The 336-nt window shown below is 53.3% G+C and carries 1 protein-coding gene; it reads right to left on the bottom strand.

Annotation, left to right across the window (positions count from 1 at the left end; all coding sequences use genetic code 11):
- Positions 1–254, bottom strand: a 254-nt coding sequence (locus tag BRSPCE3_RS35850; RefSeq protein WP_244071840.1) for a sugar phosphate nucleotidyltransferase, incomplete at its 3' end; no start/stop codon positions are given.
- Positions 255–336 lie beyond the last annotated feature (82 nt).

The following is a 336-nucleotide window of genomic DNA, read 5'->3' as shown; positions in this document are numbered from 1 at the left end:
CCCGTCCCCAGCAGGACAGGCTCCGAACGGATTTCCACAGGGATGGGCCAAGCTCTTTCCTCGGCGGTGGCCACAAGTTTTTCCTTCAAATGAAAGGCATTCACCACCGCCGATTCAAAGCCGGCTTCGTACAACTGCCATACCCAGTAATCGAGCATGGTCGTTCCCATTACAGGAACAAGAACCTTCGGGCGCACATACGTCAGGGGCCGCAAACGCGTTCCCAGGCCTGCCGAAAGAATGATCGCTCGCATGGAAACCTTCTCATTGGTATTCAGCATCCATTGAAGGATTGGAGAGATCAATGGACACGATTACAAGTCGATGAAAGCCTTC

Source organism: Bradyrhizobium sp. Ce-3, assembly GCF_022835695.1.
Taxonomy (GTDB): Bacteria; Pseudomonadota; Alphaproteobacteria; order Rhizobiales; family Xanthobacteraceae; genus Bradyrhizobium.
This window is presented reverse-complemented; position numbering and strand designations above follow the sequence as displayed.